At 40.7% G+C, this 15,999-nt stretch carries 10 protein-coding genes and 1 pseudogene; 4 read left to right on the top strand and 7 right to left on the bottom strand.

Features of this window, described 5'->3' with window-relative positions; translation table 11 throughout:
- The first annotated feature begins 33 nt into the window (after positions 1 to 33).
- From gcvT to gcvP, 3 genes are all read left to right on the top strand, one after another.
- The gene (gcvT, locus tag V7K60_RS27790; protein ID WP_334930352.1) at positions 34 to 1,170 is read left to right on the top strand and encodes a glycine cleavage system aminomethyltransferase GcvT; all 1,137 of its coding nucleotides are present in this window, start codon (positions 34 to 36) and stop codon (positions 1,168 to 1,170) included.
- A gap of 125 nt (positions 1,171 to 1,295) precedes the next feature.
- Positions 1,296 to 1,685, top strand: a complete 390-nt coding sequence (gene gcvH / locus V7K60_RS27785; RefSeq protein WP_069072677.1) for a glycine cleavage system protein GcvH — start codon at positions 1,296 to 1,298, stop codon at positions 1,683 to 1,685.
- A 228-nt stretch (positions 1,686 to 1,913) separates the two neighbouring features.
- Entirely contained in the window at positions 1,914 to 4,826 is a 2,913-nt protein-coding gene (gene gcvP, locus V7K60_RS27780) for an aminomethyl-transferring glycine dehydrogenase (protein WP_334930350.1), read from the top strand.
- Positions 4,827 to 4,946: 120 nt separating this feature from the next.
- Here the strand turns inward: gcvP and V7K60_RS27775 are convergent, their stop codons facing one another.
- The 4 genes from V7K60_RS27775 to V7K60_RS27760 all read right to left on the bottom strand — a co-directional run bounded on the left by V7K60_RS27775 (position 4,947) and on the right by V7K60_RS27760 (position 9,594).
- Positions 4,947 to 6,533, bottom strand: coding sequence for an alkaline phosphatase D family protein (locus V7K60_RS27775; protein WP_334930348.1), 1,587 nt, complete (start codon positions 6,531 to 6,533; stop codon positions 4,947 to 4,949).
- A 226-nt stretch (positions 6,534 to 6,759) separates the two neighbouring features.
- Positions 6,760 to 7,311, bottom strand: a complete 552-nt coding sequence (locus V7K60_RS27770) for a PEP-CTERM sorting domain-containing protein (RefSeq protein ID WP_334930346.1) — start codon at positions 7,309 to 7,311, stop codon at positions 6,760 to 6,762.
- A 588-nt stretch (positions 7,312 to 7,899) separates the two neighbouring features.
- Positions 7,900 to 8,772 carry an SDR family oxidoreductase gene (locus V7K60_RS27765; protein ID WP_334930344.1) on the bottom strand — a complete coding sequence of 291 codons (873 nt, stop codon included), beginning with the start codon at positions 8,770 to 8,772 and terminating at the stop codon, positions 7,900 to 7,902.
- 78 nt (positions 8,773 to 8,850) lie between these two features.
- The gene (locus V7K60_RS27760) at positions 8,851 to 9,594 is read right to left on the bottom strand and encodes a tetratricopeptide repeat protein (RefSeq protein WP_334930342.1); all 744 of its coding nucleotides are present in this window, start codon (positions 9,592 to 9,594) and stop codon (positions 8,851 to 8,853) included.
- Between the two features lie 645 nt (positions 9,595 to 10,239).
- On the opposite strand from V7K60_RS27760, the gene V7K60_RS27755 reads away from it, so the two are divergent.
- Complete coding sequence (locus V7K60_RS27755) at positions 10,240 to 11,976, top strand: trypsin-like serine protease (RefSeq protein ID WP_334930340.1); 1,737 nt, start codon at positions 10,240 to 10,242, stop codon at positions 11,974 to 11,976.
- Between the two features lie 236 nt (positions 11,977 to 12,212).
- Here V7K60_RS27755 and crtO read toward each other — a convergent pair whose 3' ends face one another.
- The 3 genes and pseudogenes from crtO to V7K60_RS27740 form a co-directional block, all read right to left on the bottom strand.
- On the bottom strand, positions 12,213 to 13,907 hold the full coding sequence (gene crtO, locus V7K60_RS27750) for a beta-carotene ketolase CrtO (RefSeq protein ID WP_334930338.1): 1,695 nt from the start codon (positions 13,905 to 13,907) through the stop codon (positions 12,213 to 12,215).
- Between the two features lie 227 nt (positions 13,908 to 14,134).
- Positions 14,135 to 14,875: an LmeA family phospholipid-binding protein gene (locus V7K60_RS27745; protein WP_334930336.1), complete on the bottom strand. Its 741-nt coding sequence runs from the start codon at positions 14,873 to 14,875 to the stop codon at positions 14,135 to 14,137.
- 98 nt (positions 14,876 to 14,973) lie between these two features.
- Positions 14,974 to 15,822 (bottom strand): annotated as a pseudogene (locus V7K60_RS27740) (cytochrome P450); the annotation flags it as partial.
- Between the last annotated feature and the right edge of the window lie 177 nt (positions 15,823 to 15,999).

Raw genomic sequence — 15,999 nt, 5'->3', positions numbered from 1 at the left:
ATAGATGTTGAGGTGCGATCGCAATAATTACCTGTGGCTAATCAAGAAGACAACGCCCAATTTCTGGCGCGAACCCATTTATATCAACTGGGTGTAGAACTCAAAGCACGCCTTACCAGCTTTGGCGGCTGGGAAATGCCTGTGCAATTTAGTGGAATTAGCCGCGAACACGAGGCTGTAAGAAATACAGCTGGAATGTTCGATATTTCCCACATGGGCAAATTTACTCTCCAAGGTAAAAACCTGATTTCCCAACTCCAGCTACTAGTGCCTTCCGACTTAAGTCGTTTGCAAGTTGGTCAAGCACAATACACCGTATTGTTAAATCCCGAAGCGGGAATTATTGACGACATCATTGTTTATTATCAAGGTGAAGACACCACTGGTATACAAAAGGCATTTATCATAGTCAATGCAGCAACTTCTGGTAAAGATAAAGCATGGCTATTGCAACACCTTGACCTAGATAAGTTGCAATTCCAAGACCTTTCACCAGATAAAGTCTTAATTGCCGTGCAAGGGCCAAAAACGATTAAATATCTCCAGCCATTAGTGCAAGAAGACTTACAACTAATTAAAGCCTTCGGACATTTAGAAGCAACCCTACTAGGTAAACCTGCCTTTTTGGCCCGCACAGGTTACACCGGAGAAGATGGCTTTGAGGTGATGGTAGACCCGAATGTGGGAGTAGAATTGTGGCAAACTCTCCATAAAAGTGGTGTTATCCCCTGTGGACTAGGTGCGAGAGACACTCTGCGGCTAGAAGCAGCGATGGCACTTTACGGACAAGATATCGATGACATCACCACACCCTTAGAAGCAGGTTTGGGGTGGCTAGTTCATTTAGATACTAAAGGCGATTTTATTGGTCGGGAAGTTTTAGCACAACAAAAAGCCACTGGAGTGCAGCGCCGATTAGTAGGTTTGCAAACCCAAGGACGCAACATAGCCCGTCATGGTTATCAAGTGTTATCCGCAGGTAAAGTTGTGGGAGAAGTTACTAGTGGCACCCTGTCACCGACACTTGGTTATCCCATTGCCTTAGCTTACATTTCCACCCAGCTAGCAACTGTCGGTCAGCAGCTAGAAGTTGAAATTCGTGGCAAAGCTTATCCAGCAGTTGTAGTTAAACGTCCCTTTTATCGGTCAAAAAATCGTGTTGCCAACTGATAAGCGCCGAGGTTTTTGAGGAATAATGTGTTGTGAGTTATTCAATTTACACTAAGGTTCATTACCAGATATGGCTTGGATGACTGTTAGGGAAATAATCTTTTTGATAAGGGAGAGGAAGTGATATGTCTTTTGAATATCCTCAAGATTTCAGATACCTGGATTCTCATGAATACGTGCGAATCGATGGTGAAATTGCCACCATTGGCATTACTGAGTTTGCCGTACATGAATTGGGTGATATCGTCTTTTTGGAACTGCCAGAAATTGGCGATGCTCTTACCAGGGGAGAAAACTTTGGCACAATTGAATCAGTGAAAGCCGTTGAAGAACTGAATTCACCAGTAACAGGCACAGTTATAGAACGCAATGAAGCCTTAATTAATTCTCCCGAAGAAGTGTCAGAAGACCCCTACGGGGAAGGGTGGTTTTTGAAAGTGCGCGTCAATGACCCTGGCGAAGTTGAAGATGCCTTGACAGCGGATGAGTATCGCGCCCAAGTAGAAGGGGAGTAGGAGTGCTGTTAGCGGATAGCTAAGGTTCAGCCCGTGCTGAGTGCTGTTAGCGGATAGCTAAGGTTTAGCCCGTGCTGAGTGGAAGAGTAAGGGAGTAGGTGAGTGGGGGAGGTAATTAACAATTACTCTTATTCACCTATCCAATATCTTCTGAATCTCCAGTCCCCAGCCCCCAGTTTAAGAGTATTTATTGCAAAATATGAAATAGTACCATCTGGAGAGTAATTTGTGGTATTGAACGCCCCTATTCTCAAGTCTAATGAGCAGCAAGTGCTGGACGAAAAAAGTCAAAAGTTAAGTAGTTTTGTGCCAAGACACATTGGTCCTAACTCCGATGACATCCAACAAATGCTTAAGGTTTTGGGATTTCCCAGCCTGGATGCCTTAATCAACCAAACAGTTCCACAGGCAATTCGGCTGAATCAACCGCTAAAGTTACCAGAAGCAGAAAGTGAGTATGCAGCACTGGCATGGTTAAAAAAAGTTGCTGCCAAAAATCAGGTTTTCCGTTCATATATTGGTATGGGCTATTACGACAGTATTACCCCACCTGTGATTGGGCGTAATATCCTAGAAAACCCCGGTTGGTATACTGCCTACACTCCTTATCAGCCAGAAATTGCCCAAGGGCGATTAGAAGCGCTGCTAAATTTTCAAACCCTGATTATTGACCTCACAGGTTTAGAAATTGCCAATGCTTCATTACTTGATGAAGCCACAGCAGCCGCTGAAGCGATGAGCCTAAGCTATGGTGTCTCCAAAAATCAGGCAGATGCCTATTTTGTCTCTCGTGACTGCCATCCCCAAACTATTGATGTGTTGCAAACACGCGCTAAACCATTAGGGATTAAGATTATTGTTGGCGATCATCAAACATTTGATTTTGATCGACCAATTTTTGGGGCTGTTCTGCAATACCCTGCAAGTGATGGCATTATCTACGACTACCGCGCTTTTATCGAAAAAGCCCATGCTAAGGGTGCATTGGTGACGGTAGCAGCAGATCCTCTAAGTTTAACTTTGCTGACCCCTCCTGGAGAATTTGGCGCTGATATTGCTGTCGGTAGCACTCAGCGGTTTGGTATTCCTTTGGGGTTTGGGGGGCCTCATGCAGCATACTTTGCTACGAAGGAAGAGTATAAACGGCTGGTTCCAGGGCGAATTGTGGGTGTATCAAAAGATGCCCAAGCGAAGCCTGCATTACGTCTTGCCTTGCAAACCCGTGAGCAGCACATCCGCCGCGAAAAAGCTACTAGTAATATCTGTACAGCACAGGTGCTGCTGGCGGTGATGGCGAGTATGTACGCCGTATATCATGGGCCTACTGGACTGAAGCAAATTGCCGAAAATATCCATTCTTTGACGGTGTTATTGGCTGAAGGATTGAAGCGTTTGGGTTACAGCATCAGTTCCAAAGATTTTTTTGATACGCTGCGAGTAGAACTGGGAAGACGCAATTTAAAAGATATTCTGGCAGTTAGCGAACAGCTTCAAATTAACCTACGGGTTTTTGATACCACTGCTGTTGGTATTTCGCTGGATGAAACAACTACACCAGAAGACTTAATCGACCTCTGGCAGATTTTCGCTGGCACAGATGATTTACCCTTCACTTTAGAAGAATTAACTTCTGACTCATCCTCACATCTTCCTCTCTCCCGTACAAGTACATATCTCACCCACCCAGTTTTTAACCGCTATCACTCAGAAACTGAGTTGTTGCGCTATCTGCACAGGCTTGAAAGCAAGGACTTGTCGCTAACAACATCGATGATTCCTTTGGGTTCTTGCACAATGAAGTTGAATGCGACAGCTGAGATGATTCCGGTAAGTTGGGAGGAATTTGGCAAAATTCACCCATTTGCCCCTGCATCGCAAACGCAAGGTTATCAAATCCTATTCCAGCAACTTGAGGCATGGTTAGCTGAAATTACTGGTTTTGCAGGAATTTCTCTACAACCAAACGCTGGTTCTCAGGGTGAATATGCTGGACTTTTAGTAATTCGTCAATATCACGAAAATCGGGGCGAAGCACACCGTAACGTCTGTTTGATTCCCACTTCCGCACATGGGACAAATCCTGCAAGTGCGGTGATGTGCGGGATGAAGGTGGTGGCTGTTGCCTGTGACTCACAAGGTAATATTGACGTTGATGACTTGAAGGCTAAGGCAGAAAAACACAGCAATAAACTCGCCGCCTTAATGGTGACATATCCCTCAACTCACGGTGTCTTTGAGGAGCCAATTCAGGAAATCTGCGCTGTTGTCCATAGTCACGGTGGACAAGTTTACATGGATGGGGCAAATATGAACGCCCAAGTGGGAATTTGCCGTCCTGGAGATATTGGTGCGGATGTCTGTCATTTAAATTTGCACAAAACCTTCTGTATTCCTCATGGTGGTGGTGGTCCTGGTATGGGGCCTATTGGCGTTGCATCTCATCTTGTGCCATTTTTGCCTGGACATCCTGTTGTTACTATCGACAACTCAACTCAGCACTCTAATATTGGTGCTGTGGCGGCTGCACCTTGGGGTAGTGCTAGTATCTTGGTGATTTCTTGGATGTACATCGCCATGATGGGTACAGCAGGTTTAACCCAAGCAACTAAGGTGGCGATTCTCAACGCTAACTACATTGCCAAAAAACTGGAATCATACTATCCGGTTTTATATCAGGGGAAAAATGGTCTAGTTGCTCATGAGTGTATTTTAGATTTGCGATCGCTCAAAAAATCGGCTGCGATCGAAATCGATGATGTTGCCAAGCGTCTGATCGATTATGGCTTCCATGCGCCGACTGTCTCCTGGCCTGTTGGGGGTACAATCATGGTGGAGCCTACAGAAAGTGAATCTAAACAAGAGTTGGATCGTTTCTGTGATGCGTTGATTTCTATTCGCCAAGAAATTGCCGAAATAGAATTAGGCAAGGTGGATGCCCAAGATAATCTTTTGAAGAACGCACCCCACACCGCCGAAAGTCTAATCACCGGAGAATGGCAGCATCCTTATTCTCGCGAACAAGCTGCCTACCCTGCACCTTGGACTCGTGAGTATAAATTCTGGCCTGCTGTTGGTCGCATTGACTCAGCTTTTGGGGATAGGAATTTTGTTTGTTCTTGTCTGCCAATTGATGCTTATTAAACTGAAGTGAAGAGTTAGGAGTTAGAAATTAAAACTCCTAACTCCTGCCTTCGATAAACACTGATGATTTACCTGTTTCTATCTGTAATTGTCTGGTTGTGATACCTGGGAATTAAACGATTAGGCTTGTTGTATTTCTGGACGACCATCTTCAACCACAAATGAAGCCCGCTTACTAAGCGTGCCATTCGGGGTTGTGACGTTTGATAAAACTAGATAATCTGTCTTGCAGGTTGTGGGAGTCAGCGCACAACGAACATACCCCCGTTGACCGTTGAAGAATTTAATGTGTGGATTATCGGGTAAGTAAGCTTCAACATTTGGGCTGGTATCTGCCCCATCTCCACCGGAGGTTATTGAGGTACAGACGAATTCACTCCCGACCGAAGCAGATTTTGGGTTATTAAAGTCAGCCTTTAAATTCATTGCCCAGTTGGAATGGATATCGCCTGATAAGACTACTGGATTAGATGGCTTGCGCTGTTCTAAAAAACGCATAAGGCGATCGCGGGAAGCCACATAACCATCCCACTTATCCATACTGTAAGTTTCGCCTTCTCCTGGTTTTGTATCTATCTGAGCAACTACAACTTGCTGGGCTAAAACGTTCCACTTAGCCTGTGAGCTATCTAAACCATCATATAGCCAATCTTCCTGACGCTTACCAGTAATCGTTGCATTCGGATCTTCTCCACAAGGACGTTCGTTAGTGCCATCACCACAGGGCTGATCGGTGCGATATTGGCGGGTATCTAGGACATGGAAGGTGGCTAAGTTACCAAAGGAGAGCCGACGGAAAAGTTGCATATCGGGGCCAACGGGACGCGAGAAGGGGCGCAGTGGCATGTGTTCGTAGTAAGCCTGATAGGCAGCAGCCCGTCGTTGCAGGAAGATTGCCCGATTTTGATCTGGTTCAGTATCAACTTCCGAGATGTCGTTGGCGTAGTTGTTTTCTACCTCGTGGTCATCCCAGGTGACAATCCAAGGAAAGGCTGCATGAGCTGCTTGCAGATTGGTATCGGTTTTATAGAGGGCGTGACGGTTGCGGTAATCTTCCAAGGTGAGAATTTCGGCACTGTTGTGCTTTCTGGGGCGATTGTTTGATATTCCTCCTTCATAGATGTAGTCTCCAACATGCACTACTAAGCTGAGATCATCTTGGGCAATATATTTATAAGCAGTATAGTATCCCTGCTCATAGTGCTGACAGGAGACAAGGGCAAAGTTTAATTTATTTAAGTAGCCACCTGCTAGAGGAGCTGTACGAGTGCGACCAATAGGACTAGCGTCTTGGCCGACAAGAAACCGATACCAGTACCAAGTATCAGATTGCAGGCCTTCTACCACAACTCGAACTGAATGAGCTAGTTGTGGAGTTGCCAGTACCGTACCTCTGGAGACAATACGGCTCATATCAGGATCGGTTGCTACTTCCCAGCGAATTGGCACATTAGCGGGTGGCATTCCACCTCCATTTAAGGGTTCAGGAGCGAGACGAGTCCAAATCACTACGCTGGTAGGATAGGGATCGCCCGATGCTACACCCAAAGAGAAAGGATAATTGGAAAATCTGCTTGTGGCGATTACTCTTTGAGGAGAAAATTGGTTAGCGATCGCCAAACCAGACAATGCTCCTGCTCCGATAATTAAGTTGCGTCGTTTCATTCGACTGTGCAGGAACTGCTCAAAATTCCGGTAATTTCCCATTCTCTACTCCTGGCTAACAGGTAAGTTAAAGTACAGCAACACCTAAGACCAAGAAGGCAAGTTAATCGTAGACAGACTTCATAACTAATTCCCTTACCAAAATCAGGTTTTAATTCCCAATTTCTCTCTTAGTATCATTGTGTTAGATGTTGCTTTGCCATATAAAAGCCTACTAATAAGAGATTAATCCTTGGCAAAGAAAGCGTTAATATCAACTTAACCAAGGTTAGACTTTAACCTTTTTGATTGATGCGATATTTTTCTTGATCATCCAGCCAAGGCTACAAGCAAAAAGAGCGCCAACTAAAGGTGTAGGTTCAGGGACTTGTCTATAAGAAACTGTGCCTGATATAAGTTCCGCATCTGGAGAAGTTTTAGAGAAAATTGTAAAATCCTCACCAATAATTTCATAACTGATAGAACTAGAAGGATTAGCTTTATCATTGAACTGATAATCTAATCCAAAATATGTTTGTCCTGTTAAGGATGTGCTTGTAAAAACAAGAGGAAAATCTGGGTAGTTGGCATCATCTTGTTTCGTGTAAACGTTAGAGTCGCCATCAAATTTGAAAGAAAGTGACTTAATGCTAGCTTCAGAATTATAGTCATTGGTGAAGGTTGAGTCATCAAAGTTAAAAAAGCCATTTCCTTTAGTTACTGGACTATCAACTGTGAAAGCGTAATTAAGAATTGCAGCAAATGCAGATTTTGCATCTACGATAGCAAAACTTAAAGTAAGAGTAGCAGCAGCAACCAATAATTTTGGAACCAATTTCATCTCAGTTTTCCTCACCATAAATTTCTGTAAGCAATGTAACTACAAGCTAAAAAAATAGCTTTCATCTTACTTATTTGCCAAATGGACATTTATAACTGTTATCACCAGTTATAGAATCAATGATTGTTTCTTTTTAAATAAAAAGAAACAACTGTCCAATTGTTTTGAAACACCCCATTTTAGAATTATGAGTTTAAGCAAACTTTAATCAAAGGTAAAAATAAAGTTTAATTTAACTTTGATAATGAAAAATTTAGCCGATAAGTACAGGGCAAAGGTATCTAAATAAATATTGACGAGCCTGAATAATAGTGGAATACAGCAAGAATCTAATCAAATATGACTTTCAGGAAATTAAATTTTCACTTTTATAGGAATAATTATCATTATGAGGAGAGAAAGTTAAAATAAACCGTTGCTTGCCTGTCAAAGAAGGGAGCAACGTGATTTTGTAAAATCGGGGTTAAATTATCAATTACATCACTAAATTCTCAATAAAACCAGGCTTTTCCATTGCGACGGCGTAGCGTACCGGAGGTAATCGCATCCCAAATAGCCTATTTCCGTTTTTAGTTTTCACACTTAGCCTTAACTTAATTGTATTGCCTCTAATTCTTCCCTTACAGATAAAGGCCGATACCCCAATGCAAAAGCTTGGGAACTATCCAAAGAAACATCTGTTGGTCTAGGTGCTGCCATTTTCACATCTTGTTGTCGGCAGGATTTAAGTCCGCTGGCGGGAAGTTGAAATACTTCCACTAATATCTGTCCAAAATCATAACGTGAAATCCGCTCTTTGCCACCTAAGTGAATGATGCCATTAACTTTTTCTAATGCTAATAAAAGTCCTTTGGCGGCAGTTGTTCCACTTACTGGTGTGCGAAATTCATCTATAAATAAACTTAATTCTTTTTCGGCTTGTAAAGTTTGAATAAATGGCTGAATAAAGCTTTTAGCTGTGGGTGTTGCTGCACCAAACATCAACGGCATTCGACACACTGCGGTCAGAGGATACCTTTCTAGCATATCTGTTTCTGCGATCGCTTTTTGCTCACCGTAAAGATTGACAGGACACACGGCATCTGTTTCTCGATAGGGAGCATTTAAACCATCAAAAACTAAATCAGTTGAAGTAAAAGCACAAGGAATAAAATTATCCGCGCAAAGTCCGGCAATATTGCAGGATGCTATAACATTAATTGCGTGTGATTCTTTGGGGTTGGTTTGACAAAAATTTGGTTGTGAATGTGCAGCAGTATGAATAACTGCTTCTGGTTTGACATCATTAAAGATACGTTTCAATTCCTGAAAATTTGTTAAGTTCGCTTTTAAAATTTTTATGCCATGAATCTCTAAAGGATGGGATAAATAAGTACCATAAATCTCCCATTCTTGTTTGGCAAGCTGGCAAAGATGCCATCCTAAAAAACCACTTGCTCCGGTGATTAACAATTTTTTCATGTTTAATCTTAAACCGCTCAAGAAAAAGTCCTTTCTACAGCAGGCTTATATTTTACACTGAGTGGTGGTGATAAAATCCTATTGCAGTAATTTTTGAAACTGCTTTTCACTACGTACTTTGCTAAAGTCAGGGTCAGTTTTTGCTAATTTCTTGTATTTATCAGGAACAAGCTTGATTGCTTTGTCTAGGTTCTCAATTGCTAATTCTAGATTGCTTTGTAAAGCATAAGAGCAAGCTTTGTTGTAATATGCTTGGTGCAAATCTTGCTTGATGGCGATCGCTCTATTATAAGATGCGATCGCATCTTGGTAGCGGTGCAGCTTTGTCAGAGCTATGCCTCGGTTAATTAAGGCTTCATATTTGTCGGGTTTGATGGTGATCGCTCTATTATAAGATGCAAGAGCATCTTGGTAGCGTTGCAACGATGTTAAGGCTATGCCACGATTATACCAAGCTTCATATTTGTCGGGTTTGATCGCGATCGCTCTATCATAAGATGCAAGAGCGTCTTGGTAGCGTTGCAACGATGTTAAGGCTATGCCACGGTTAATCCAAGCTTCAGGACTCTCAATTTTGATGGCGATCGCTTTATCATAAGCTTTTATGGCATCTTCATAATTTTGCCTATCTAATAAATTATTACCTTGATGAAAGAAATCTTCTGCTTTTTGCGTAGCCTTCGCTTCTATGAAAAGTTGGGTTACATTGCTTTCTTGGACAACCTGTGTAGTATTTTCTGCCGATGAGTTTGCCCCACCACTACAGCCAAATGCCAAGAAAGCTATCAAGCCAGATGCAACGAAGCAGTGCCGAAAAATCATGCTGTACCTACAAAAATTATTAGATGATGTTAAAATCTGTTAGTTTTTTGAGTATTATCAAAATACACTAGTTTTTACCCATTAATTTACTTATATTTCTTTTCAGAAAGAGTTTTGTTGACGATGCGTAAAACTTTATTAAAATCAAGCGTGTATTATATTATCATATTAAATACACATAAAGCAATCGCTTAGAACCTGCTTTACTTAAAAAACAATTATTTGTGTTGCTATATAATATATTGCGTAGCTGTTACCCGTCGTAAACATCACACTTATGTAGTAATTCACCCTGATGAAAAGCTTCTTCAATCCGCCAATGCCGACGGTATAAATCAGCCAGGATCACAGGGGCGAGGACAGAAGTAATATCATAATAGCTAGTTTTTCCAACCTTTATCTCTATTAATTAGTTTGATTTTTTCTTCAAAATCAAACTTAAATTCAATTATATATTATTGATAAATCGTAGAAATAATTTATATTAAATATATAGCAATTTATAACTTTAATATTATTTAAAAGCTTATTAATAGGAAGCATTATTCATAGAAATTGCTAGCGAATTGCTAATGCCATGAGATAAATTTTGGCATTAAATTTGTATATTTTGTATTTATCATTTTCTATTAAGGATTTAAAACTATGTCTGTTTTCTCCCCTGATGGTCGGACAAAAGTTAGCAATACGACAACTTTTCCGTTTAGTGCTATAGGAAAGATGAGAATACATTGGAAAGGCCCAGATGGGGTTATTGATACTGCTGATGATATTATCATCAACGGTTCTGGTGCCATGATTGATTCCTACCATTTTTTAACAGCAGGACACTGTGTGTATGACACGAGATATGGGGGTTGGGCAGATAAAATTGAGGTGATGCTTGGTTCTAAAGGAAATATCATTGCTGGTACAAACCGGGCTGACTATGAATACTATAGTGAAGCCAAATCTGTTCATACACGTTCTTTTGAAGGATGGACTCAAGGAGATCAGACTAAAAGCGAAACTTTTCAATACGATATAGGATTGGTTACTCTTGACCGCAATATTGGAAACTTCACTGGCTGGTTTAACTATGGATATGACGATAATCTCAGCAGTGAAACTTTAATGAATGTCACTGGATACCCTTCTGATAAGTTTGATTCCAACAGTGATGGAAAATGGGACAACTATGATTTGTGGACTCAGAGTGGAAAAATCACAAGTACAACCGACTCTATCTTGCGTAGTAATGAGCTAGATATTCTACCTGGAAATAGTGGAGGCCCTCTCTGGCTTAATAATTCCAACACAAATGAACCGACTATTTATGCAGTAGCTTCAAATGAGACAACCACCAATAAAACTCCGCTTTACAACGAGTTCGCCCGAATTACAAGCACTCGATATAACGAGATTCAAAACTGGATCGACGAAGACACTACTACACGCAAACCCATTGACAAAGTTGATTTAGTAGATTCTGATGTGTGGTTTAACACAACTCTTGGAAGTTTTAGTAATAACATTATTAAAGATGGGGAAAATTTTAGCATCACAGTCTATCCTCGCAACAATGGTACAGCTGCAACAGGCAATTTCTCAGTTTCTTTTTACGCTTCCACTGATGCCAATGTCACTGATAATATTGGTTCTCATTACTTAATTGGTAATACAACTATTTCTTCGATTAACCCATTCAATTCGGGAACAGCGACTTGGAACGGTGCATTTCCCAATATCCCAATTGGAAATTACTACGTTATTTCATTTTTAGATCCAACTAATTCAATCCCAGAGTTTGATGAGAGTCTAAGCAGCAACCAAAAGGTATTTAGAACTTTACTCACTATTGCCAATAGTACGCCCACTTCGACATCTCTGACCGTTTCATCAACCGTTAGCTCCCCTTTATCAGCCAATGAACAAAATCTAACTTTAACAGGTACAGGCAATATTAATGGGACTGGTAATACTAGTAATAACAATCTAAATGGTGGAAATGGCAATGACATCCTTATAGGAGGAAGTGGTAACGATACTTTTGTTGGAGGTTTAGGTAACAATACCCTAACGGGAGGAGATGGATCTGATATTTTTACTATTAATACCCTTTCTGAAGGTATTGATAACATTACAGATTTTTCCTGCTTAGATGACACAATTTATGTTTCTAAAATAGGGTTTGGAGGTGGACTTAGTGAAGGTATACTTCAAGCCACGCAATTTTTTATCGGTTCAGTAGCACAAGATAGCAGCGATCGCTTTATCTACAACAATAATACAGGGGGTTTCTTTTTTGATGCTGATGGTACAGGCTTATCTGGTCAAATCCAAATTGCTCAACTAGCAATAGGTCTAGCCATGACTAATACTGATATTTTCGTGATTGCCTAAATAATCCAGGGCTTATACCAATTCTCTGTAAAGCTGCACATTATTTTGACCCCTGGCCACCTCCTTGGGAGTTCGGGGAGGTGGCCAGGAGTTCTTTCAAAGACGCGATGAATCGCGTCTCTACAAATGGTCTATTTCGCATTATTTTTTCAAATTGGTATAACCCCTTAAAAACATAGCTTTTAAGGGGTTTAGATGATACTTATGCGTCAGTCCTAACTCTATCTGTGCAAGGCTTAATTAATACCAAACACTGACTCGACAGTTGACTTAATCGAATCCCGCGCATCTTTCAAAGTTTGGCTAATGGGATGTTTTGCCTGCAAAAATGCCCGCGCACAATTGCGTCCCGGCATCCCTGAAATCGAACCACCTGGATGAGTCCCAGCACCAGTCAAAAATAGATTATCAATTGGCGTTTTATAGTTTGCTATTTCTGGCAAGGGACGGAAAAATATCATCTGATCTAAGGTCATGTCAACATGATAATAATTACCTTTGTATGCACCTAATCTTTCTCCTAGTTCTGCTGGACTTTCTACCCGACGAGCGATAGTTGCATTTTTGACATTAGGTGCATAGTCTGCTAATTTATCAATCACCTTATCTGCAACTTTGTTTTTCACTTCATCTGTCCAACCAGTACCTTTTAAACCAGTACCTTCTGCACCAGCAATTTGATAAGGGGCAAAAAACTCAATCCATAGAGTGTGCTTACCTGCTGGTGCTAATGTAGGATCTAAATAACTAGGCATCACTAAATACATTGATGGGTCAGCATCAGGAATCTCTCCCAAGGTACATTTACTATGAGCCTGTTCTACATGAGTCACAGAATCAGCAATCAAGATAGAACCAACGAGATATTCATCTTTGTGGGCGTGGTGTGGAAAGTGCAGTGGTTCGTCTAAAGCCAAATCTATTTTGAGGATAGTTTCGTTGTTGTTAACGATGCGGCGTTCTAATCTTTCCCATAAATTTGGGTCGGCTCCATCAACATCGCTTTTATCAGTCATTTGTAAGAATAACCGCTTGGCATCAATATTAGAAATAACCCCATGTTTAGCACGATATTCTTTACCACCAGCAACCCGCACGCCTACAGCTTTGCCATCATCAACTAAAACTTTTTCAACATGCTGATCTGTGAGAATAACGCCACCTTTACTTGTGACTAAATTCACCAAAGCTTGCACAAGTGCGCCTGTTCCGCCGCGAGGTCTGGCCATCCCTGGATTATGACGCATTGCCATCATAATTGCACCAATGGCAAGGGTTTTTTGTGATGGCGGCGCACCAAGTTCTGCTGATAGTCTGGCTAGTGGTGCTTTTAGAAATTCTTCATCAAACCACTCGTTAAGTAAATCTTCAGCGCTGGTTAACATCGTGCGAATGAAATCCAGCGTTTTGTTAGGGGAACCAATAACTGAAACTAAATCTTTTATTTTAGTGATGTCGTAGTTACCAAGGATATCTATAACTGATTTTGGCGGTGCGTTAAACATGGGAATCATTGCACCTAGCGCTCGCTGCCAAAAATTTACAAATTCTGCGTATTTTTTGGCATCACGTTCATTGTAACGAGCGATTTCTGCACAAGTCTTATCCACTGACTTATGTCCTAAGAAATACTTACCATCAGGATGAGGACAGAAAACAACTGGATCGCACTCCAAATAATGCAAGCCATATTTTTCTAGTTCTAATTCTTCAACAACTGGCCCTAAGTGAATAAATTCGTGGTCAATAGCACACAAGTTAAATTTAAATCCTGGAGCTTCTTGGGGTAGACATTCTTCAGTTGTTGCTGCACCACCTGGTACAGAACGCTTTTCTAGTAACAGGACACTATAACCAGCTTTCAGCAAATAAGCTGCACAAACTAATCCATTGTGTCCAGCACCGATAATCACAATATCATACTCTTGCATAGTCGAAGTGTTTCGATTAAATAGCTTCTTAGATTTTAGAAAGTATTTTTAAAATTTACACCTATCGGCAGTTATAAAAAGTAACTGCTTAATATCTGTATTGAAGTATGTCCCAGCGGCGAAAATTAAGTAATTAGGAAAAAATCACCTATTTTATTTTTATGGCTAGGACTCAGATTTATCTAATTTAATGCTTATTTGACAAATTAATAACCACATATTACAGTTTACAAGGAAGGTATTTGCTTCAACTTCGTTTGTACCAAAAGTATCATTCTGTCCTTTTCTACCTCTAATTTTTTAACGCTAAATACCGTATCTTCATACTGCAAATAGGGTAAATTTACTAGTTCTTTAACCTTCTGCATTAATGCCACAACTATTTCTAATGAAATGCCTTCACCCTCGTTACAGCTGAAACTTTCTAGTATTATAGGTTGCGAATGAGTACGTGGGCGAATTATTGCAGTAAAACTCAATTGCCGAGTATTGCCAACCTCATGTAGCAGCACTGTTCCTTGAAATGCCATCTTACCTTCACCAGGTAAAAATACCTGGATTTGTTTCGCCTCAAAACTCACTATCTCCTCATCTACTTTCAAATCAAACTTTTGCGGCTTGCTACGAACCAAATCTGAGGCTAAAGCACGGTTAATATCTGACTCTGTGAGTACAACCCGAACAGTAGCGTTTACTGGCTGGTTTAGTTCTATCTGACCAAAAAGAGCAGTTAACGGATTGATGTCAATGTTATCTGTTTGTAGTTTGATTTCCTGTACGCGGATGTCTTCTTGTATAACTAATCCTTCACCTGCAAAGGAAACTCCATCCGCCTGTCCCTGAAGTATTTTGAATAAATCAGTTTGTACATTTATGTCTATTTTTTCTACTTCATCTAACCCTTGGGATAGCATCATTTCAGCGCCTTGAGATAGAACTTTTTCTTCCAGATTATGTTCGTCTTGCATGGATTAGTATCTCCTAAATATCCTCTTACTATTTACTGTAAAGGCTAGATACTAAAGAGCGAATCTACATTCCGGTATATAGTCACAGAATCGAGTAATCAAATAAAGGATATTGTTTCTCTTTTAACTTTTGCCTTTTTGGTAACAACCATTTTTACACCACCGCTAGGGACAATGGTAATACCACGACGGACTGGATGTACTGGACGTTTATCAGTAAGGTTTAGTTGAAAATGCGATAAGATTATGGCTGTTACTAATTTTAATTCATACATAGAAAATGCTCCACCAATACAACCGCGATAACCTCCACCGAAGGGTAAATATTCGTAAGGTGAAAATTTTTGGTTGAGGAATCTTTCTGGACGAAACTTTTCTGGTTCTGGGTAAGTGTCCGTTCGGCGATGTGCTAAATAAATACAGGGAACTAAAACTGTTTCTGATGTAAATTTTTGTCCCATAATTTCCACTCTATCTTTTACCATTCGCGGTGTGCAAATTAAAGCAATAGGATGAATTCGCAGTGTTTATTGACAGACAGCAGTGAGATAAAATAACTGTGCAATTACTTCTGGATTTGGAAGATCATCTAAAGTGTTAAGTTCTTGCATTAGCCGATGTTTCACTTCTGGGTGAGAGTGAATTAAATAAAATATCCAGGCTAATACACCAGATGTAGTTTCATAACCCAACAACAATAATGAAACTAATTGATCGCGTAATTCCTCATCTGTCATCTGTTGTCCATTTATGTCATGCGCTGACATCAGCAGACTGAGAATATCTGTACGCGCAGCATCTTTTTGGCAACGTCTTTCAGAAATTTCTGCATAGATGAGTTTCTCAATTTGCTCTCGTCTTTTTAAGAAAATTTCCCAAGGACTCCATGCGCCTAAATCTTTTTGCAGCAAAGGAAAGAAAAACAAGCTGGAATACCAAGGTTTAGTTACGTCTTCTAATAACTGGAGTTTAGACTAAATAGCCTTCTTCAAAGGAAAAAATAGGGGGTGTGATTGAACACAGTCCCCTTATTAGCAGAAGCTGAGAGAAGAACCACCTACTCTCACCTGCCAATATGAAACGTGCCAGACTTAAAGAATTTCGTCAAGTCGCCCATACACATT

Origin of the sequence: Nostoc sp. (genome assembly GCF_036917555.1) — a bacterium.
In the GTDB taxonomy this organism is placed as follows: domain Bacteria; phylum Cyanobacteriota; class Cyanobacteriia; order Cyanobacteriales; family Nostocaceae; genus Nostoc.
This window is presented reverse-complemented; position numbering and strand designations above follow the sequence as displayed.

What these genes read in the sequence shown, in the direction of transcription:
- gcvH (WP_069072677.1), top strand. Translation starts at nt 1,296, where the DNA reads ATGTCTTTTGAATATCCTCAAGATTTCAGATACCTGGATTCTCATGAA.
- V7K60_RS27775 (WP_334930348.1), bottom strand. Translation starts at nt 6,533, where the DNA reads ATGGGAAATTACCGGAATTTTGAGCAGTTCCTGCACAGTCGAATGAAA.
- V7K60_RS27770 (WP_334930346.1), bottom strand. Translation starts at nt 7,311, where the DNA reads ATGAAATTGGTTCCAAAATTATTGGTTGCTGCTGCTACTCTTACTTTA.
- V7K60_RS27765 (WP_334930344.1), bottom strand. Translation starts at nt 8,772, where the DNA reads ATGAAAAAATTGTTAATCACCGGAGCAAGTGGTTTTTTAGGATGGCAT.
- V7K60_RS27760 (WP_334930342.1), bottom strand. Translation starts at nt 9,594, where the DNA reads ATGATTTTTCGGCACTGCTTCGTTGCATCTGGCTTGATAGCTTTCTTG.
- V7K60_RS27755 (WP_334930340.1), top strand. Translation starts at nt 10,240, where the DNA reads ATGTCTGTTTTCTCCCCTGATGGTCGGACAAAAGTTAGCAATACGACA.
- crtO (WP_334930338.1), bottom strand. Translation starts at nt 13,907, where the DNA reads ATGCAAGAGTATGATATTGTGATTATCGGTGCTGGACACAATGGATTA.
- V7K60_RS27745 (WP_334930336.1), bottom strand. Translation starts at nt 14,875, where the DNA reads ATGCAAGACGAACATAATCTGGAAGAAAAAGTTCTATCTCAAGGCGCT.